Below are 20,171 nucleotides of genomic sequence, written 5' to 3'. Positions count from 1 at the left end.
CTATGGCAGCCATAAATTTTCGGAATAGTAGACGTTTGTTACTTGGAATAACTGGCGGTATCGCAGCATATAAGGTTGCTGAACTCGCACGCCTACTCGTACAAGGCGGCATTGAAGTACAAACTGTTATGACTGAGTCAGCTCGTCATTTTTTAGGACCAACCACTTTACAAGCATTAACCAGCAAACCGGTATACACACAACTTTGGGATGATAGTGTTAATAACAGCATGGCGCATATCGATCTATCGCGTGCTGTCGATGCCATTTTAGTCGCGCCCGCAAGCGCTGATTTCATCGCAAAAATTGCGCATGGTTTAGCGGATGATCTGCTTTCAACACTATGCCTTGCTCGTAATTGTCCGTTAATGATTGCACCCGCCATGAATCAGCAAATGCTGGGAAATCCCGCAACACAGCGTAACCTGACTACGCTAAAAAAAGATAATATAACTATTCTTGGCCCTGCTTATGGCATTCAGGCCTGTGGTGAAACAGGAATGGGGCGTATGTTAGAGCCACACGAACTTTTTGAGGTTGTACAGAATTTCTTTCAGCCCAGATTGTTGCAAGGAAAACGGGTCCTCATTACGGCCGGCCCTACTTTTGAGGCGATTGACGCAGTACGCGGAATCATCAATTTAAGTTCTGGAAAAATGGGTTTTGCAATCGCGAATGCTGCGCTTGAGGCGGGTGCAGAAGTCACGCTAATCTCGGGCCCGGTCTGCTTGACTTATCCTGCCGTTAAAAAGCTTATTCCCATAACAAGTGCAAGCGATATGCTGGCTGCAGTCAAAAATGAAGTGACCCTTAACGACATTTTTATAAGCGTCGCCGCCGTTGCAGACTATCGCCCTGCCATTAGTCACACACAAAAAATAAAAAAAACCGATAACAATATGGTGCTTGATCTCGTTCCTAATCCGGATATTTTGCAATACGTAGTCAATTTGCCAAATCCACCCTTCTGTGTTGGTTTTGCCGCTGAAACAGAGGATATTGATAAAAATGCAGAAATCAAACGCCACAAAAAAAACCTCCCCTTGCTCATCGCAAATTTTGCTCAGGAAGCAATGGGTTCAGATGACAGTACATTGATGCTGTTTGATGATAATGGCAAACATACGCTAGCTAAAGCACCTAAAATTGATCAGGCACGCCGCTTAATCGAGCATATTGCTACCTTATATAAAAAACATCATTCCTAACTCTTTTCGTATGAAAAAAATTGACATCAAAATTCTTGATTTACGTCTAAAGGATCAGCTTCCAGCTTACGCCACACGAGGATCAGCAGGATTAGATCTGCGCGCCTGTACTGAGCACCCCATTCAAGTACAACCTGGAGAAACACAGTTAATCCCAACTGGTATTGCAATTCATTTGAATGATCCGGGCTTGGCTGCAATGGTATTGCCTCGTTCTGGTCTTGGTCACAAACACGGAATCGTACTGGGAAACCTGGTTGGATTGATCGATTCGGATTATCAGGGGCAGATTTTTGTTTCTTGTTGGAATCGTGGACAGACAGGCTTCCTGCTAAACCCGCTAGAGCGGATTGCCCAACTGGTTATCGTTCCTGTCCTGCAAGCTCATTTCAATGTAGTCGAAAGCTTCCAACCGACTGACCGCGGTGAAGGCGGTTTTGGAAGTACAGGTAAATGTTAAGATACTTATTTCTTGCGATCACTATTTTTCTGCTGCCAGCAGCGGTTAGCTCAGACACATCGACTGTACCCACAGTGATTCCTCTTAAAATTTTAGAGCATACACTATACACAGAAATAGCTCATACCCCGACCGCGCGCGCGCAAGGACTAATGTATCACTCGCAATTAGATGAAAACAGCGGCATGCTATTTGTGTTTCCCAAAACAAACATTTACGGTATGTGGATGCTCAATACCTCTATTCCCCTCAGCGTGGCGTTTCTTGACGAGAAAGGGGTGATTCTCAATGTTGCCGACATGACCCCGCACTCAGTCACCCCACATTATTCAGCCAAGCCAGCAAAATATGCGCTTGAAATGAATCTTGGCTGGTTCGCTAAAAAAGATATCAAAACAGGAATTCAGGTACGGGGACTCGAACAAGCACCTGAAGCAGAATAATCAAACCACAAAAAGATTTTTCTTTAACATCATCCTTGATTCTAGCGCATTTGTGGCAACATTCCTTTTACTGCTCGCATCATCTTGGCCATTCCACCTTTATTGACCATTTTCATCATCTTGCGAGCCTGCTCAAATTGCGCAAGTAAACGATTCACTTCCTGAACAGAGACACCTGATCCTGCAGCAATGCGTCGCTTACGTGACGCCTTAATAATTTCTGGTTTGGCGCGTTCTTGTCGCGTCATGGCATTGATAATCCCTTCAGTGCGATTAATTATTTTATCGTCCACCTTCATATTCTGAGCAGCCTGAGTCAATTGATGAGGCAGTTTTTCCAGCATTGCACTCATCCCCCCCATCTTTTTCATCTGCTGGAATTGCATCTTGAAATCATCAAGGTCGAATCCCTTGCCTGATTTCATTTTTTTCATTAGCTTTTCAGCTTCCTTCTGATCTGCGCTACGCTGCGCTTCTTCAATCAGTCCCAGTACGTCACCCATACCCAGGATACGAGAAGCCATACGATCAGGATAAAATGGCTCCAGGCCAGTCAATTTTTCAGCAACGCCTGTAAACTTAATCGGTTTACCCGTTACATGCCGCACTGATAAGGCTGCCCCACCACGCGCATCTCCATCAAGCTTGGTCAGGATAACGCCTGTCAAAGGAAGCGCATCAGCAAATGCTTTTGCAGTATTTACCGCGTCTTGCCCTTGCATTGCGTCAACGACAAAAAGTGTCTCGATAGGCTTAAGTAGCGCTTCAAGTTCAGTAATCTCATCCATCATCGCTTTATCAATACCCAAGCGACCCGCGGTGTCGACGATCATTACGTCATGATGATGTTTGCGGGTATAATCCAATGCAGCGGTACAGATTTCTGCTGGTCTTTGACCTGCTTGTACCGGAAAGAAATCAGCGCCCACTTGAGTGGACAACAGCTTTAATTGATCAATAGCGGCAGGTCGGTAGATATCACAAGAGACCAGCATTACTTTCTTCTTTCTATTATCTATCAACCATTTGGCTAATTTTCCACTACTCGTGGTTTTTCCCGCACCTTGCAAACCAGCCATGAGAATAACTGCAGGCGGTACAGTGCTAAGGTTAAGATCTGCTTTCTCCCCTCCCATGATGGCCATTAGCTCTTGATGAACAACCCCTACTAATGCCTGCCCAGGGGAAAGACTTTCCATTACCTCCCGCCCGATCGCCTTTTGTTTTACCCGCTCAATAAAATCCTTAATGACAGGTAAAGCAACATCAGCTTCAAGTAATGCCATGCGCACCTCACGCATGGCAGCTTGTATGTTACTCTCAGTTAATCTTGCTTCTCCACGCAGCGTTTTAATGACGTTGGAAAGGCGATGAGTTAGATTGTCAAACATATTTATTCCTCAAAAAATTCAGTGCTAATGACATAGCACCCTAAAATTATAATAATAGCGCTTTGAATTTATACAAGTGCAAGGTAGACTGAACAAATCCGTTTTTTAGATCTGCTATGTTAATGCTCAGCATTCTAGTTTATATCTCAGCTTTTCTGTTTTATGCATTAGTTGGATGGCATTTCTGGCGTACCAGATGGAACAATCAACCCCTTCCTCCCAGTGCTGACAGAAACACTTCATCAATTATCAAGTGGGAGCGTTTTGTCATGCTTGCCCCACTCACACTCCATGGTTTCATACTTTATGAATCTATATTTATAGATACTGGGCTCAGCTTTGGTGTGGGTAATGCAATCTCATCTATTGTATGGCTGACCGTCTTGATTTACTGGTTCTCAGGCTTTTTTTCACGGCTGAAAGAATTACAGAATTTGATTGCACCCATTGCAATTGTGGCAGCAATTGCAGTGTTACTGCCCTTAATACTCCCCTCACTCCATCCTCTTAGCAATACTGAATTACCTGCATTCAAGGCGCACCTGCTGGTTGCCCTACTTGCATATAGCCTATTTACCATCGCTGCACTCCACGCGATCCTCATGGCGATATTAGAGTATCGCTTACATCACCCAGTCATGTCACCGCTGCTGATAAATCTGCCTCCGCTTCTAGTCATGGAAAAAATGCTTTTCCGCATTATATGGGCAGGTTTCATACTCCTCACTATGACACTTCTGAGCGGAATAATATTTTCACAAGAAGTTTTTGGTCAATCTGTTACATTTTCACATAAAACGCTTTTCAGTTTTATATCTTGGGGTGTATTCGCAGCACTGCTTATAGGAAGGCAATTTTATGGTTGGCGAGGACGTACCGCTATTCGTTGGACTTTGACCGGTTTTATAATTCTCCTACTTGCCTATATTGGCAGTAAATTTGTTCTGGAGATTATACTGGATCGGTGAAGAGAAATTCGATTCAATCACTCCGAAATAATACTTAAGCCATTGTTAATTCAGAGCATAGATCTCTAAAGCTCTCATATTATATATACCATAAATTTTGTTGCATATTGTTTTCTTAAGAGCCTGTTCACGATCATGTGAATGTCGTAGGCTCTGGGGATGAGGAAGAGATACCCAAGTATATTAGCCGAGAGGCATTTGAAGATATCCGGCCTCTGTTGAAGAGCGTGCGCAAGCAGACGAAGCCAAGGACGGTTGATTTATAAGAAGTATTTTGCGGCGTGCTGTATTTGCTGAAAAGCGGGTGCCAATGGCGGATGCTACCGAGTGAGTTTCCCAAGTGGCGAACGGTACATGCGTACTTTTCCAAGTAGAGTGAGCTGGGTCCAGACGGCGCAAGCGCTCTGGAACGGCCTTAAAAAAATGTAGTTGGCGTGATCCGTACAAAACAGGGGCGTAAATCCTCGACGAGCTTTTTGATCGTCGACGCACAAAGTGTAAAAAACACGGATAGTGCTCATGCGAAGGGCTACGATGCAGGAAAGAAAGTGTCGGGGATCAAGCGCCACATCGCGGTCGATACACAAGGACTTCCCCATGCGATTGCCGTCACAACTGCTGAGGTAACGGATCGTAAGAGCGCTTTTCTTGCGCCCGGACGCTGTGCAGTAAAATTGCGGCAAGTGCAATGCATTCTGGCCGAGGGTGGATACCCAGGCCAACCTTTCGCCAAGGCGGTAGAGGCGCTACTCGGAACCAAGGTGCAGATTGCCAAGCGGAGCAAACTTCACACTTTCACCGTCATGCCGCAACGCTGGGTTGTCGAACGCTCTTTTGCCTGCTTAGAATGAGATGAAAAGGCTTGCTTGGTACTTGTCATGGCAGCTCTCCTTATCTGAAGTAACAGATCTTTGCAGTAGGGGCCAGGCTCCAAACATTGATACTAGCTTTTCAATAAGAATAAATAAATACGTATAAACCCTTATTGCTAATGAACAAAGGTACTTGAATCCTTCTCTTTGCATCTTGCCAGCCAATCCGAAAACGACGGCAGTGCTAACTGCAACCATTGGTTAGCCATCACCGGCACAAAAAATAACGTTTTATTAGAATGGCAAAGATCGGAAACTGTTCCTTAATTTGAAGGAACTCTCATCAACTGGGGAAACGACTCTAACTCCGCCTTGAGTCGCTTCCACCCAGACCTGATCAAGAATTCGCACTTCCTGTCAAATTAAAAATTAAATATTAATAGAAGATCTGCGTTAGCAATTGAGCAGACTCAGAATGAATGGAACTTTCATAGTAATTTCATAAAAGCGACACAGTAAGTTCATGAGATTTCCCGAGAATAGTAGGTAGCTAATGCGTCAAGCAGCTCAATAACCTAACAATAATAAGGAATTAGACATGAATACGTCACTTAATATGCAATTAAATATTTTCCCGCAAAAAATAATTCAAATACTAGAGCCTGCTTCGTACTTTTCTGCTGATTGGGTGAAGAAATCAAATATCGTGACCACCTGGGCGAAAAATAAAAGTGAGGTTCGTGAAGCTCAGAAGCTGAGATATGAAGTTTTTGCTGATGAAATGGGCGCAACTCTCCCAACCCATATTCCTGGGTATGATATCGATGTTTTTGATGATTTTTGTGAGCACTTGTTAGTGCGAGATCGTAAAACCTGGCAGGTCATTGGAACTTATCGTGTGCTGACCCCGGCACAAGCCAGGCTTGCTGGGAGAACTTACAGCGAAGGTGAATTTGATCTAACTTCCTTGCAGTCGTTACGAGAGAATATGGCTGAATTAGGCCGAAGTTGTGTGCATAAGGATTATCGTGATGGAATTGTCATCAAAGCATTGTGGAAAGAATTGATTAGCTTTATGGCGCGTAAGCAGTTAAGTCATATGATGGGCTGTGTTAGCATACCGATGAATATGGGTTCAAGTGACAGCAATCGAATCGGTGCAGGACATGCTGCTGCAAGTATTTGGCGTCAAATTCGGGATCAGTATAGGGTGGATATTCATTATCAAGTTAGACCACACTTACCTCTGCCAGTCGACCATCTGGATCAATCATTAAAAATTGCTCCCCCTCCACTACTTAAAGGTTATTTACGCATCGGTGCTAAGGTATTAGGAGCGCCTGCATGGGATCCTAACTTTAATACTGCTGATTTGCCCATGTTGATGCGAATGGATGATCTATCTAGCCGCTACCGCAAACATTTTCTGGGGTAGTCATGGATAAGCTCAAAGGTTATTTTTATGCTAGTCCTGATCTTATAGCTTCTATTTCAGAAGACGAAGATTCCTCAGAAAAAATTACTAACCCAAGAGTTCGGACTGTTTTTATTTCTGATATCCATCTCGGCACCCCGGGTTGCCAGGCACAAGCCTTGGTGGATTTTTTAAAAGCTTACCCCAGTGAACAGCTTTATCTGATTGGGGATATTATCGATGGCTGGCAGTTACGTCGGCGCTGGTATTGGCCTCAAGCTCATAATGATGTGATACAGAAGTTACTGCGCCGTGTCCGGAAAGGCTGCAAGGTGGTGTATGTTCCGGGTAATCACGATGAGTTTGCCCGTGAGTTTTTAGGCCACTCCTTTGGTGGTATAGAAGTAGCGGATGAAGTTATCTATGAGACTGTTGATGGTCGTAGATTCTGGATAATACATGGTGATTATTTTGATGGAGTCGTGCAGTGTGCTAAATGGCTTGCTTACGTCGGAGATAACCTTTACGAATTAACTCTAAAGCTAAATCGTTATTTGAGTTCCCTCCGTGCCCGATTAGGTATGCCTTATTGGTCGCTTTCACAGTATCTGAAATACAAAATTAAAACAGCAGTCAGCTATGTCACTTCATTTGAGCAGGCCGTTGCTATGGAAGCACGTCGTCGTGGACTCGATGGTGTCATCTGCGGGCATATACACCATGCTGAGATGCGTGATATCGATGGTATTGTGTACTGTAATGATGGAGACTGGGTCGAGAGCCTTACTGCATTAGTAGAACACATTGACGGGCGAATGGAATTGATCCATTGGCCTCAATTTCAAAGAGAAACAGACAGCTATTATCAAATTGTAACTGTAGACACTTCGGCTGATGGCGTTCCAGCTACGGTAAAGATCGAAAAAAAAGATGAGGTTCCAGCGTGAAAATTGCACTGATTAGTGATGCATGGCACCCACAAGTTAATGGTGTGGTAACGACGTTGATAGAACTGGTTAAAGAACTCAGAAAGCTCGATCATTATGTAGAAATCATTCACCCGGGTCTTTTCAGTACTCGCCCTTGTCCGGGTTATCCAGGAATTGATCTGGCAATTCGGCCTAAAAAGAATTTGTCACAATTTCTGAAGAAGCTTAAGCCTGAGGCAATACATATTGCTACTGAAGGTCCGCTAGGCTGGGCTGCACGTTCTTTGTGCTTGCAATCAGGTTGGTCTTTTACCTCTGCATTTCACACAAAATTCCCAGAAATCTTTAATGCATCAGCTAAAGTTCCTGTTTCGTGGGGATATGCACTGCTTAGACGTTTTCATCAACCTTCAGCAAGTGTGATGGTTCCTACACAATCTGTTTTATCCGGCTTGCAAAGGCGAGGTTTCCAGAATCTCAAACCTTGGACGCATGGAGTTGATATTGATCTCTTTAGATACCATGATCAACCCATTTTGTTTCCAACTTTAGGTGCTTTACCAAGGCCCGTGGCACTATTTGTGGGTCGTATTTCATATGAAAAGAATATTGAAGCATTTTTGGAAATGGATTTCCCCGGTAGTAAGGTAGTTTGCGGTGTAGGGCCAATGGAAAAACAACTCAGGCAACGCTTTCCTGCGGCATATTGGCTCGGAATATTGCCTCGCAGCGAGTTAGTTACGTTATATGCCAGCGCTGATGTTTTTGTATTTCCAAGCAAATCGGACACCTTTGGGTTGGTTTTACTTGAGGCCATGGCAACAGGCACGCCCGTAGCTTGTTATCCTGTTGACGGTCCCTTGGAGGTCATCGGTAAGAGTGGAGGAGGGGTTATGTCACATGATCTGAATGATGCCGTTTTAAAAGCCCTGCAAATTTCCCGGCAGGAAGCGCGCGCAAGAGCTGAGGCCTTTAGCTGGGGTACTGCTGCAAAGAGTTTTACTGATTATTTAGTACCTATCCGGCAATAACTATAACTAGATGTAAGAATTTTTAGAACCTGTGTCAATGGCCAACAGAACTGAGCCAGTATTGGCTGATGTGGCGCTTGATCCCCGAGACTTTCTTTCCTGCATCGTAGTCCTTCGCATGAGCACTATCCGTGTTTTTTACACTTTGTGCGTCGACGATCAAAAGCTCGTCGAGGATTTGCGCCCCTGTTTTGTACGGGTCACGCCAACTACATTTTTTTAAAGCCCGTTCCAGAGCACTTGCGCCGTCTGGACTAAGCTCACTCCACTTTACTTCATATAAATCAACTGTCCTTGGCTTTGTCTGCTTGCGCACGCTCTCCAACAGAGGCCGGACATCTTCAAATGCCTCTCGGCTAATGTCGCTTGGGTATCTCTTCTTCCTCCCCAGAGTCTACGACATTCACATGATCGTGAACAGGCTCTTAGGAAATTCAGCACATATCAAGGTATGCAAGCTTACTGAGACCTAATTGTAGCTTTATGATTACAGCCAGATAGATGTAATGGTATCGCAGTTTTTAAGTGGCATCTCTCACCAGACCATCACTTGCCTCTCATAACGGAATCCCGGAATCGATCTTTTTCGCAGACATTCATCAGGTAATTCGGATTATGGCGCTTTAACACACCTGGCATACTCCACCGGAAACAAGCCTCTTTTGAAACCCCAAAATAATAACCCCGGCATAGCCGGGGATTATCTTATACTTTTATCAGAGACTTCTTTACTCAGACCCAAATAAAAAGAAGCCTTTTAAATCACAACCACTTAGAAAAACTTGTGTATCCATTCTGAAACCCAGTCATCATTCGCATCCTTGAATGCACCGACATAGTCTACAGAATCAAAGAAAGGATCGTTTACCGCAGCTCCTCCTCCTATCAGCGGTGATCCGGCTGCAGGAAAAACACTATTCAGGAGAGGATTCTCTGCCCTGTTTCCAGACTGGGACAAGAACCAATCAGCTACAGTAAATGTAGCACCCGTGCCATCTATAAAGTTATTGGCACACTGAACAAAGGAATTGACCATGGTTAATTCGCCACTCAAACTCCCTGGAAAACCAGCATTCTCATAAGTGGCCGCCCCATCTATGGTTATACAAGTAGGAAAACCAGTGATTACTGAGTTCCAGATATTCGCACCGGTACCACGACGCAGCAGAATACCTTCAGTGGCAACCGGAGAGCCTATAAAGGTCATATTAGACAGAATCGGTTTGGCGCGAGGAAGAAGATTATTATTTTTTTCGTTGTTGTCGGCCTCAATACCCCGGTCACCATCGTTAGGAGACTGAAAAACCACAACAAACTGTGCACGTCCAGTCCAACCACTTCCCCAATCCAAACTATCATCGCCTATATGAGTCAATACCAGATGTTTCATCTGAGCAGTACCGCCAAACATCTCTATACCATCATCCAGACCCGCATGAACATGCACGAAATCAATGACCGTTCCTGAGCCGACTCCATTCAATGTCAGTCCATTGAGCTCCTCATCTGGACGCACGGCAAAGCCAGCAAAAAGAATCTGAACATATTTTATTACCCCACTGTTGTCGGCCGGATTGTTACCGCCAAAAAACTCAGAAGGAATGGCCTCGTTAGGAATTTCACAAACAGCCACACCTTCATTACAACCATTCACCGGTGCATTTCCAGAAATGACCAGACCACCCCATTCGCCAGCCGCCAATTGTCCTGAGCCAGACATTACAATCGGATTATCGGGTGTGCCCTCCGCCATAATTTTTGAACCACGTCTTATCCACAGATAGTCAGCACCTTGCTGCCCAAAAATTTTGGTTCCTGGATTAATAGTAATTGTTGCACTTTCAGTATTATCGCCACCGATATAAACACCGCCCGATAAAATCCAGTTGATATTCTTTGTCAGCGTAATATCAGTTTTAATTTCACCGCTTAAGAGACAGGATCCTGGCGTAGATCCTGGGACTGCAAAACTTGGGCAACCTTGGAATTCATTACTGACGAGTTGTTCAAGTGTAAAGCTCAGCGGGCCTGAACCCGGCACTAATCTCAATTTAGCGTAAAAATTATCTGATCCCACAGCGATCGAAGGGACATGTACTGCAGCAGTGCTAGAATCAAAAACGTTACGCTGTCCTTGTGTTGCTGAGACAGGATCAGCTGCGATTAATTTCAGCTGATTTCCATTAACCAATTGTAATTTAGCACTATAGAATGAAGACGATGCGCCATTCAAAACTTCTACAACCGGAAGATCTACAATACCTGATGCTGGATCAAAGGTCGCTGTTGCTGCATATCCATTCATTGCGACAGCGCTCAACAGAACTGCTGATGTCGTTATTAGTTTTCCTTTTATATGGTCTAATTTAAGCATGATTCACCCACCTCCAAGTTTTTATTTAAGGTAGCGCAAATCTAACAAGCCAACATTACAAGCATATTACTATTACATTAAAATATAAAAATACCACTGCTTATTAGACCGCTTCTCATCACGACCGCTGATACTTGGACAGCAGGGCCTAGATATCAGAAAGTTAGAAGTTTATGTCTTATGATGGCGCACTATGAAGGCATAAACGAGGATCAGATGAACAACTACTTCCCATCCTTCATCAGTAAGCAAAACGGAAGTTTAGTTTAAACGTACGCCCGCGGCGGAACTGGCGTGTCACTTCATCGCCTTGCTTAATGAGCACGTCATCATCCAGTAAATTCTGCATTGTGGCTTGCATTGACAACCCTTTATATAAATTCTGGCTAATAACAAAGTCCAGTTGATGAAAAGGCTGTTCATATTTATCCGGCGCACCAAGCACGCCAGCTGCCACGATCCGTTTACTGGCAATATTGTATAGCAGGGTAGCTTGCGTCTTCCAAGCTGGATTGTCATACCCTATCTGAAAATTAAAAATTTGTGAAGAATGCCCTTGCAAGCGTCTTTTGGACGTGGTTTGCGCTTCAAGATTCTTGGCGTTGAGCTCAACATTTGAATCTGACCAGGTGTAATTGCCACCGACATAAAAATTCTGCAGATGACGATGTATAACACCCAGCCCCTTTAACCATTCAAACTCAAACCCATAAATAGTCGCTTTATCGGTATTCTGAAATGTATTAAGCCCGGCTGTTCCCGGCAAAGCGACTAATTCGATTGGATTGGTCAGATCTTTCCAGAAAAAACTGGCCAGTATGTTTTCATTGGGTGATAGGTAATATTCCCACCGTACATCATAATTTGTAATATCCGTTTGCTTTAAATCTGGATTTCCAATGGTTTCTTGATTCGTACTGATGTCTGTAAAGGGCGCGGGAGATAATTCCCTAAAATCAGGTCTTGATAGCGTTTGACTAAAACCCGCACGTAACTGCTGTCTATCAGAAATGAACCAGGTTGCCGTTGCAGAAGGTAACGTATCAATTCTTTTGATTTTGGTAATAATGGGTTGATTTGCGTTAGCTACATTCTGGAAAGTTTCAACAAACTGATCATTGTCTTCCCAGCGTAATCCTCCCGTTAAATTAACTTTGTCATATAACGACAGATCCATTTTCCCATAATAGGACAGAAGATCCTGGGAAGCGTTATAACTATCCGTAGGTCGCGTTACATCGCGTAATTGAAATCCATTCGTACCAATGAAGGCTGGCTGAAGAATGTCTTCCAGAGAAGGTTGTGACAGTACTGCCGGCCTTCTGGCATCCGGCCCAGCCGGAAAATAATTAAAGCGCTGTATGCTCGATTCTCTGTTTTTTTTCTGGGTAATAAAACCACTACCGAGTGAGAGTTTGTAATCTGTAAAAAATTGAAAGGGCAGTTTTGCATCCATACGCCAACTTTGGTCTTTATCTTCCAGATCGGCATATAAAACCTGGTTACTGTCCGCCCTGCGAGAGAAGGAAAAGTTACCTTGCGCATCCGCATCATAACGATAGTCCCTCGTTTTAGGCTCGTCTCTGTTTGCAGTTGCATGCGTATATAACCAATTAATGGATAAATCTTTCAACCAATCAAAACGATGGTCACCCCCCACTTGTTGCATTAACAATTGGTTTGAAAAAAATTTAAGTTTCGTTCTTCGAATATCAGCTGTTTCGGCATCGGTAAAACCTTGATCAATTCTAGCTTCATCAAATGATTGACGCAGAAACATGGTCTTGGTAAACAATCGATGATTATCTTTGTACTGAGCTTCCGTTGCTAAATAACCATTTAACTGCACCTCTTGCAGGGATCGGCGCACATCAAAATCTCGAGTCAACCTTAAGCTGTTATCACTATTACCGCTAGCGGCAAACTCTCGATTGATCTCATTTTGAGTCCTGAATTCCTGTTTCCATCCTCCTGCAGCCATATAACCCAGCCTAAAATTGCCCAATGCAAAACTGTCACCCACTGAAGTCTGAAAGCCGGCATCAGGTCCTCGTTTATTTTTAGTTACATCCCATACGCCTGATAAATCTTCACCAAACGTTTCAATCTCGGCAGGTGAAAATCCATCCGGATTAAAAACAGTTGCAGGCTGGATGGTTTTACCGTTCTCTGTGGCATCTCCAATGGAATCAGGTAATGCACGCGCGCCGTCGTCATAACTTAAAAAATCAGTTCCCCCTCCCTTGTAAGTCAAGCCATTAAGAAAAGTTGCATTATCATTAAAACCTATTTGCGCATTAAAATTGAAGAAGAATGCATCCGGAATACCGTGCGTGCGCATTTCCAGCGTACCACCGGCAAATTCTCCCTGGCGATCTGCCGAATATGTTTTTTGCACCATGACGCTCTCAAGAATACTGGTGGGAAAAAGATCCAAAGGTACAACGCGTCGCGTCGCATCCGGGCTGGGTATTGCAGCGCCATTGACAAGTGTTGTAGAAAAACGCTCACCCAGTCCGCGGATAAAAACAAATTGTCCTCCTACCAGCGTTAGCCCGGAAGCTCTTTTTAACGCACTGGCAACATCACTGTCGCCACTACGACTAAACTGCTCGGCACCCAGAATGGTTGTTACTGCTGAGGAAGTTTTTTGCTCTTCAATAACAGAAGCGATGGTTCCTGCCAAAAAAGGCTCCAGAACCACGTACTCTGCCAGCTCAATCCCTGCGGGCGTTAATTTGAAGGTTAAATGGGTATCCTTACTCTTATCAATCTTCACATCATCCTGTGTTTGACTGCTATAAGCGCTATGCAATAATGAAACGCTGTAACCGCCTACAGGAATAGCTGCTGTTACCCGCCCTTTCTCATCGGTTCTCAGTTTCTGCCTTGATCCACTCAGAAAGACTTGTACATCTTTAATCGGCTTTTCTGTTTCTGCAGATAAAACTTGTACAGTGATCGTTCCTTCACCCTCATCACGAATCTCTTCAACAGGCATATCTGATCCTGCAATTGTACCTGCGACTGAACTCTCAATATTCAATAAAGGTTTCTTTTTATTCGTATAAAAAGTGATAAGAATCTGTGCATTTTCTGCCGGTCGTAGCGGCAAATCAAAGGCAAATTTCTGATCTTTTGTCTTGATTGTCATGTGATAAGTCCCGGGCGGTAATTTCCCGGCTACACTGCCATTTGAATTGGTCTTAATTGAGGAATCCTCATCCACTCGCCAGCTAAAAGTGGATGGCATGGAATCGAAAATCATTTTCGGACTCGTTTTCTCAAAAGAATCGCTACTAATAAACAACTCAGCGTCAGCAACCGGCAATCCATTCTGGAACAGGTGAATTGAGAAATCAGCCTTTTCAGTGTCTCCCCAGGCGGCAGGACTTAGCAGAACAGCAGCCATCAGCGCCAGTAAAGAAAGAACACATGGCTTCAATCTATTTTTATGCAGTATTTTGCAAAAAAGATCATAAAAATATCGATCACTCATGATTGTCGACAAAACACAAGACCAGAAAAATTTGTTAGATTCACTGTTCATTTGGCGTATAAAGACCCCTCTCCACCTGCAATTCAATTGCTCGTGAGGATAAAGTTTCAGTTGGTAAGTTAAGGAAATAGTCTTAGGTAGGCACTAAGGGGGCATAAATACGAAGGATGACGTTTCCTGGTCCGGATTGACTGTCAGCTTACTGATAGCAGATCGTGATTCCAGACAGCCATCGCAGGATTCCTGAATTGCACGAAATAGAACTACGTACATTGCCATGGCTCGGTTTTGCAAACTTCCATTAAGCGGCGAAGTTCGGTCCCTTTTCTGAAAAGCTCAGCATTCTTTAGGTGATCCAGATGTTTATTAGCCTCTGGAAAGCGGCGGCTTGAAAACAAGGCATACGCCAGCGCATAGCGGACCTCTTGATCCTCCAATAATCCAGACCGGTATAAGCTGGATTCCATATTGGCGGCACGCTCAAACTGCTTTAATGCAAGAAGAATGGATAATCTTTGTTTAAATTTTACTTTTTGATCTCTGATACTTTCATTGAGCGTCAATGCCTTATGAAAACGCCCCGCACGCCGGTAGATTTCGGCTGCTTCAGCTTGCAAGGCTGGATTCAGTAAAGCGGCTTGCTCAAGAATAAATGCCGCCGAATTCAGTTTTCCTTGATCCAGATAAGTATGCGCAAGCAGTTTTGCAACCCTGTCATCATGAGGAAACTGCAAGCGCGCAATTTCCAGAATATTCAATGCTTCTTGATATTCCTTGCTGAGCCTTAATGCATTCCCGATCGCAATATAATCGGTGGCGGCAGCTTTTGATCGCTTAAGGTATTCTTTGCCAAGCTTGGCTGCTTCCTGATATAACCCAAGTTCGGCAAAATAAAAAACTTTACGCTTAAGGAAACGGAAATCGCCTGGAAAGATTTTCTGCCCTTCATTTAAGGCATTAATGGACGCATCAGTTTCTTTCAGGAGCCAATAGGATTCCGCTTTTAAGCTGATTAAAGAAGCATCCTTATTGACCTGATCACCCGCTTTAACAATGGCCTGAATCGTTTGCTGATAATCTTTGAGCCCGAAATAGACTTGGGCCAAATAGATAAAGATTACCTGATCCTTCTGCCCATTCTTAACAGCCTGCTGCAAGCTGTCCTTGGCGGCTACGAGATCATTCAGATTCATGTAAGCCAGACCCTGCAGCGTGTAAAATCTTGCCAGATCTGTTTTCTTGTCCTCCAGATCAACGTTTTGCAACGCCAATAAAGCACGATCACTATGGCCGTCTTTTAGCATGACCGCCGCAAGCTCCATAAAATCTGTTGGCTGTGCTTTATTCTCGGTTGCGCACACAACGCTGGCGTAATAGCCCAAGATAAAAATAATCACGAAATAATGAGCTAGCCTGGCTATCTGGTATTTCATTTTATTTATTGAGTTCAGGCTGGAGAATCAGGATAAATCGAAGCGAATCTTTTGTTTTGCCCATACCTTGACAGTTTCCCCCTTATATTTTGCTGGCTCGAATTGCCAGTCGCGGATACCTTGCAAAGCAGCCGAATCAAAAATTCCCGATGGATTTGACTCCAGCACTTGTACCTGGTTGACCGAACCATCCACATCGACAAGCACCGACAAGAGAACATAGCCTTTAATACCCTTCTTTTTTGCTGCTGGCGGATACTTGAAAGTCCCTCTTGTAATGGGTTTCGGCGGAACATCCACTAACTCTGCGGTCATCACCGAATTACCTGTTTTACCTAATAAGCTATTATCCAACTCCCTCCCCTGCCCATCATCCAACCCAAGCATTCCCAGATCAATGCCAGAAAGCGCGGTATCAAACCCTTTAAAAGGCGCTGGCGCTTGATGTCGAGTCACTTGTTTCTTCGGCTCTACTTTCTTGATCTCCTTTTTAGGTTCTTGCTTGATCTGTTTGGTCATACTAATCTCTGTTACTTCTTGCGGCGGTGCTTTCTCCATCTGCCCCATATAATGATTCATCACCAATATCAGACCGAAAACCAAAATCAGTCCAAATAACATCGATACAAATCCTGCCAGGTGCTGATTAAATTTATTCGTTTCCATATTGGCATCACCCCGCTTCTTTTTTAGTTGCCACGCCCACACTTTCTGCTCCCGCCAGGCGTGCCTGATCTACTACCTCGACCAGTTTTCCTGCAGGAACACCTTCATCGGTAACGACCAGAATCACTTTGCTGGAAGAGGTGCTCAATAAATCGCGCAACTTACTTTGTATCGACCACAAGCGTACCAATTCACCATCCATGTAAGTATCGCCATTACGGTCAATAAACAAGCGGATTGCCTTACTCGAAGCGGCAACAGAGCTACTTGCCTTAGGCCGCTCCAGCTCCAGTTTCATATCTTTGACGAAAGTCGTCGTTACCATGAAGAAAATCAATAAAATAAAAACGATATCGATTAAGGGAGCCATATCAATCGTGGCTTCAGCTTCATTGGATTCTTTGCATCTCATAGTTGATTACTTCCCATTAAGTTTTTTGGTGGGGGTTTGATGACACAACAGGTCTTTGATTTGAGAAAGATCCTGCTCAATCTGTTGTTGTTTCCTATTGAGGATGCTATGTGCTAATAAACCCGGAATCGCTACAGTTAAACCCATTTGAGTAGTAAACAAGGCTTGTGCAATGCCGCCCGCAATACCGCCAGATTGAGAAAACAGCGTCATCGTCGCCAAAGAATCGAAGGTTTCGATCATGCCAATCACGGTTCCCAGTAAACCCAGCAGAGGGGAGATGAGAACAACCACACGAATGAGAACAGAAAATTTCCCAATTTCTCTCTCATACTCATAGAAAGCGGCATCCAAGTGATGACGAAGATTCCTGACTCCGCGTTTCCTTAATTCAATGCCTTGCTGCATCGCTCGGGCAACAATATTTTTGGCAGGCTTATCAGTGTGTTCCTGATAGTACTTGAACATATCGCGCACACTCATCCATTTAGGTTCTTTCATGACCCAGAATCGATAGCCCACCCCATACCAAAGTAATAAAGTGCAAAGCACCAATGGAGGCATAACAATTCCGCCAGCAACAAATAATTCCTTAATTAACAGTATGTATTCAGAAATATTCATCGGTATCATACTTTCAGCAATTCTCTTTAAGCTGGCTGACTACTCAGCACCAAAGAATTGTTGCGAATGCTCTGCGTACTCGAAACACTCAAATCGTCCAGACTTGATCCGCTACCGAGAAAAACGTTGGTAACTCTGAGCGCGACATGCTCCATGTCACGTTTAATATTCCTCGCCCAGGAAGACAATACCGAACCCAGTAACAACGCTGGAATGGCAACAATCAAGCCCAGCTCTGTCGTCACCAGCGCTATCGCGATACCTTCTGATAACAATTTCGGATCACCAGTGCCAAACTCGGTAATCATGTCAAAAGTTTCAATCATTCCGGTTACGGTTCCCAGCAAACCAAGCAGCGGCGCCACCGAAGCAATCACGAGAATGGCCGGCCCGAAGCGGTCCAGCGGCCCAGATTCTTGCAGAATCGCCTCGTAAACAATGCTTTCCATATGATCTCTATCATCTTTCAAATGGCGCAATGTGTACGATAAAACCCGGCTGATTGCAGACGAATTATCTTCACAGCTCTTTCTGGCAATATCCAAATCGCCTTCTACAAGCTGATGGATGATCTGATCAGAAAGCTGTTTCGTATTGGCGCTGTTGGATTGCAGCAAATAAACACGAATCAGGATAAGAAATCCAGCAATGATTCCGAGCATCACGATGACCCAGCCAATGGGGCCACCTGAATCAATAATGCTCATGACTGTTTTTTCGGGGGGTTCTTCAACCGTATTAGTGCGTGATTCAAACAAAAACAACTGCAATAGATCAGGTTGCTGATTTTTGCTAAAAGTAACTGCGCTTTCTGCACCCGCGCCCTTCCATACCTTGAAATCACCGCCACCAGCAGGCACCAAGCTGCCACTACCTCCTTCACTGACACCATAGGCCGCGATATTGCCTAAATGAATAAGGGTTCCCTGAGCCTGTTTACCATTCTCCAGGAAGAAATTGCCTGATTTTGCCTGGACTGCACCCAACCCCTGAATTAAAGATAGCGCTTGTTTAAACACATAGCCTATTCTGATCAGATCGTTACCTTGCGTATCTTGAATGGATGCAGGGATTTCAATGCCATGATTCTTAAGGGTCACTTCTGCTTGTGCGTAGGTTATCTCCAGGATATCACTACGCTCAGTGACAGCAGCTTCTTTACGTTCAGCTTCTGATAATTGCGCGTTGAGCTGATCAATTCTGGCTGAGCGTTCAACCGAGCCTCGCTCAAGCGCGCTGATCTTGTGACTGAGCGTCTGCTCTTCGCGGCTTGCACTGGCTTGATAGTTTTTTAGACGCTCAGACAGCTCCCGTTTCTGGGCTTCCAGGAAAGCATATTCGCGCTTATACGCGGTTTCTAAATTAACGATTTCCTGATTTGCCGCCTTTTTCTGCGATTTGCCTGTATCTGAAGAGCTGCTCTGCTTAACGGCAGGCTCAGAAACAACGGTAGCCTGGGAAGCAGTTGTGTTTTTATCCTCAGCAGCATAAACAGAACTTCCCAGTGCATTTAGCAGCAACAACAAAAATAGCTTTCTTTTCATATTTTCAGAGGATTAGGTAATTCAAAATAACCTTGACGTATTTGCTTCTTCAATGAATCAAATAACTTTGTGATGCGCTCAATGTCACTAGTGTCACCTGCTGTCTCAAATTTCCAGCCACTATTGGTCAATTTCTTGGCCATCCCAACCCGGCTATCTCTGGTTTGAAAGAAAAGGAAAACCGTACCCAGTTTTGCAATATCGACCAATACTTTTTCTCCATCCAACAAAATGGTCTGCTGGTAGATTCCATTTTCCTTACTCAGGCGGATTTCATCTTCTATTAAGGACCATGCCTGATTAACCGCTTTATTAGGATCAATTAACTGATTAACAATATTATTCTCCAGATCGTTGATAACCTTAATGCGATCCTCCATCTTGAATGGGAAACCCGTTTCAAGATGGCGTTTATAATCATTCAGTATCTCCATTAATACAGGCTCCAGTTTTTTACCTGATTGCTCCGCCTGTTTAGCGTCCTTGTTCATTTTCTCTATTGAATGCTGCAGTTTCTCGATACTCACCTTTTGCCTTCTCTCCTCAACACTCAAATCAACCAATTGTGAATTCAGTGCAGATATTTTGCTCCCATGCTTCTCCTTTTCAGTATCAAGTTGCGTCTGGAGTGTCTCGACTTCACCCCTAATCTTGGCCAGTGCCTTTGCCAAATTCTCCAAACTACTTCCTATCGCAGGAGCAGAAAGCAATATCATCATCAATCCAATAGATGAAATTATTTTTCTAAAAAAATGTTTATGCATAAATTCCAATGAGTTAAATAAATTGAGTAAGCGAAATTGACAGCATTCAATCTGAAATCGATTCCTCATCAGCGAGGTCTGCATATTACAAGTTGAATATTTCATTTTCTTGACAATCAGGTTACATCGCGCTTCAAACAATAACTGCTAGAAGCATCTAAAAGAACCTGTATGTATTTCGAAGATGGGAAGCTACTTG

Annotated in this window: 16 protein-coding genes and 2 pseudogenes; 8 read left to right on the top strand and 10 right to left on the bottom strand. The window is 44.0% G+C overall.

Translation table 11 applies throughout. The features are described from left to right. Positions 1-2: 2 nt before the first annotated feature. The 3 genes from coaBC to BLW34_RS05455 are packed head-to-tail and all read left to right on the top strand — an operon-like array spanning position 3 to position 2,111. On the top strand, positions 3-1,208 hold the full coding sequence (coaBC, locus tag BLW34_RS05465) for a bifunctional phosphopantothenoylcysteine decarboxylase/phosphopantothenate--cysteine ligase CoaBC (protein ID WP_090576660.1): 1,206 nt from the start codon (positions 3-5) through the stop codon (positions 1,206-1,208). Between the two features lie 10 nt (positions 1,209-1,218). After that, the gene (gene dut / locus BLW34_RS05460; RefSeq protein ID WP_090576657.1) at positions 1,219-1,668 is read left to right on the top strand and encodes a dUTP diphosphatase; all 450 of its coding nucleotides are present in this window, start codon (positions 1,219-1,221) and stop codon (positions 1,666-1,668) included. Next, complete coding sequence (locus tag BLW34_RS05455) at positions 1,662-2,111, top strand: DUF192 domain-containing protein (RefSeq protein WP_090576653.1); 450 nt, start codon at positions 1,662-1,664, stop codon at positions 2,109-2,111. Before dut ends, BLW34_RS05455 begins: the two co-directional genes overlap by 7 nt. Before the next feature lie 41 nt (positions 2,112-2,152). Here BLW34_RS05455 and ffh read toward each other — a convergent pair whose 3' ends face one another. Continuing rightward, a complete protein-coding gene (ffh, locus tag BLW34_RS05450) occupies positions 2,153-3,502 on the bottom strand; it encodes a signal recognition particle protein (RefSeq protein WP_090576649.1) in 1,350 nt (449 codons plus the stop codon). 122 nt (positions 3,503-3,624) lie between these two features. On the opposite strand from ffh, the gene BLW34_RS05445 reads away from it, so the two are divergent. The 5 genes and pseudogenes from BLW34_RS05445 (at position 3,625) to BLW34_RS05420 (ending at position 8,656) form a co-directional block, all read left to right on the top strand. After that, positions 3,625-4,470 carry a cytochrome C assembly family protein gene (locus tag BLW34_RS05445; RefSeq protein ID WP_090576776.1) on the top strand — a complete coding sequence of 282 codons (846 nt, stop codon included), beginning with the start codon at positions 3,625-3,627 and terminating at the stop codon, positions 4,468-4,470. A 159-nt stretch (positions 4,471-4,629) separates the two neighbouring features. Then, positions 4,630-5,318: pseudogene (locus tag BLW34_RS16795) on the top strand (IS5 family transposase); the annotation flags it as partial. A gap of 562 nt (positions 5,319-5,880) precedes the next feature. Next, the gene (locus BLW34_RS05430; RefSeq protein ID WP_090576643.1) at positions 5,881-6,717 is read left to right on the top strand and encodes a GNAT family N-acetyltransferase; all 837 of its coding nucleotides are present in this window, start codon (positions 5,881-5,883) and stop codon (positions 6,715-6,717) included. Between the two features lie 2 nt (positions 6,718-6,719). Next, entirely contained in the window at positions 6,720-7,643 is a 924-nt protein-coding gene (locus BLW34_RS05425) for a UDP-2,3-diacylglucosamine diphosphatase (RefSeq protein WP_090576640.1), read from the top strand. Next, positions 7,640-8,656, top strand: a complete 1,017-nt coding sequence (locus BLW34_RS05420) for a glycosyltransferase family 4 protein (protein ID WP_090576637.1) — start codon at positions 7,640-7,642, stop codon at positions 8,654-8,656. Before BLW34_RS05425 ends, BLW34_RS05420 begins: the two co-directional genes overlap by 4 nt. Before the next feature lie 64 nt (positions 8,657-8,720). Here BLW34_RS05420 and BLW34_RS05415 read toward each other — a convergent pair. From BLW34_RS05415 to BLW34_RS05375, 9 genes and pseudogenes are all read right to left on the bottom strand, one after another. Beyond that, positions 8,721-9,047: pseudogene (locus BLW34_RS05415) on the bottom strand (IS5/IS1182 family transposase); the annotation flags it as partial. Between the two features lie 381 nt (positions 9,048-9,428). Beyond that, entirely contained in the window at positions 9,429-11,030 is a 1,602-nt protein-coding gene (locus tag BLW34_RS05410) for a hypothetical protein (protein ID WP_090576631.1), read from the bottom strand. Between the two features lie 241 nt (positions 11,031-11,271). Beyond that, the gene (locus BLW34_RS05405) at positions 11,272-14,475 is read right to left on the bottom strand and encodes a TonB-dependent receptor (RefSeq protein ID WP_256203608.1); all 3,204 of its coding nucleotides are present in this window, start codon (positions 14,473-14,475) and stop codon (positions 11,272-11,274) included. Positions 14,476-14,792: 317 nt separating this feature from the next. Beyond that, entirely contained in the window at positions 14,793-15,962 is a 1,170-nt protein-coding gene (locus tag BLW34_RS05400) for a tetratricopeptide repeat protein (protein ID WP_090576628.1), read from the bottom strand. 27 nt (positions 15,963-15,989) lie between these two features. Continuing rightward, a complete protein-coding gene (locus BLW34_RS05395; protein ID WP_090540686.1) occupies positions 15,990-16,628 on the bottom strand; it encodes an energy transducer TonB in 639 nt (212 codons plus the stop codon). 7 nt (positions 16,629-16,635) lie between these two features. Next, a complete protein-coding gene (locus BLW34_RS05390) occupies positions 16,636-17,040 on the bottom strand; it encodes an ExbD/TolR family protein (protein WP_090576625.1) in 405 nt (134 codons plus the stop codon). A 6-nt stretch (positions 17,041-17,046) separates the two neighbouring features. Continuing rightward, positions 17,047-17,664 carry a MotA/TolQ/ExbB proton channel family protein gene (locus BLW34_RS05385; protein ID WP_090576770.1) on the bottom strand — a complete coding sequence of 206 codons (618 nt, stop codon included), beginning with the start codon at positions 17,662-17,664 and terminating at the stop codon, positions 17,047-17,049. A 26-nt stretch (positions 17,665-17,690) separates the two neighbouring features. Beyond that, positions 17,691-19,190: a MotA/TolQ/ExbB proton channel family protein gene (locus BLW34_RS05380; protein ID WP_256203607.1), complete on the bottom strand. Its 1,500-nt coding sequence runs from the start codon at positions 19,188-19,190 to the stop codon at positions 17,691-17,693. Between the two features lie 14 nt (positions 19,191-19,204). Further along, entirely contained in the window at positions 19,205-19,927 is a 723-nt protein-coding gene (locus BLW34_RS05375; protein ID WP_256203606.1) for a DUF3450 domain-containing protein, read from the bottom strand. Positions 19,928-20,171: the final 244 nt, after the last annotated feature.

Source organism: Nitrosomonas sp. Nm58, assembly GCF_900107335.1.
Lineage (GTDB): Bacteria > Pseudomonadota > Gammaproteobacteria > Burkholderiales > Nitrosomonadaceae > Nitrosomonas.
Note: the sequence above shows the minus strand (reverse complement) of the source record. Positions and strands in the feature narration are given on the sequence as shown.

Bases quoted from the DNA above. Each gene is read 5' to 3' on its own strand.
- coaBC (WP_090576660.1), top strand. From the start codon at position 3: ATGGCAGCCATAAATTTTCGGAATAGTAGACGTTTGTTACTTGGAATA.
- dut (WP_090576657.1), top strand. From the start codon at position 1,219: ATGAAAAAAATTGACATCAAAATTCTTGATTTACGTCTAAAGGATCAG.
- BLW34_RS05455 (WP_090576653.1), top strand. From the start codon at position 1,662: ATGTTAAGATACTTATTTCTTGCGATCACTATTTTTCTGCTGCCAGCA.
- ffh (WP_090576649.1), bottom strand. From the start codon at position 3,502: ATGTTTGACAATCTAACTCATCGCCTTTCCAACGTCATTAAAACGCTG.
- BLW34_RS05445 (WP_090576776.1), top strand. From the start codon at position 3,625: ATGCTCAGCATTCTAGTTTATATCTCAGCTTTTCTGTTTTATGCATTA.
- BLW34_RS05430 (WP_090576643.1), top strand. From the start codon at position 5,881: ATGAATACGTCACTTAATATGCAATTAAATATTTTCCCGCAAAAAATA.
- BLW34_RS05425 (WP_090576640.1), top strand. From the start codon at position 6,720: ATGGATAAGCTCAAAGGTTATTTTTATGCTAGTCCTGATCTTATAGCT.
- BLW34_RS05410 (WP_090576631.1), bottom strand. From the start codon at position 11,030: ATGCTTAAATTAGACCATATAAAAGGAAAACTAATAACGACATCAGCA.
- BLW34_RS05400 (WP_090576628.1), bottom strand. From the start codon at position 15,962: ATGAAATACCAGATAGCCAGGCTAGCTCATTATTTCGTGATTATTTTT.
- BLW34_RS05395 (WP_090540686.1), bottom strand. From the start codon at position 16,628: ATGGAAACGAATAAATTTAATCAGCACCTGGCAGGATTTGTATCGATG.
- BLW34_RS05390 (WP_090576625.1), bottom strand. From the start codon at position 17,040: ATGAGATGCAAAGAATCCAATGAAGCTGAAGCCACGATTGATATGGCT.
- BLW34_RS05385 (WP_090576770.1), bottom strand. From the start codon at position 17,664: ATGAATATTTCTGAATACATACTGTTAATTAAGGAATTATTTGTTGCT.
- BLW34_RS05375 (WP_256203606.1), bottom strand. From the start codon at position 19,927: ATGATGATATTGCTTTCTGCTCCTGCGATAGGAAGTAGTTTGGAGAAT.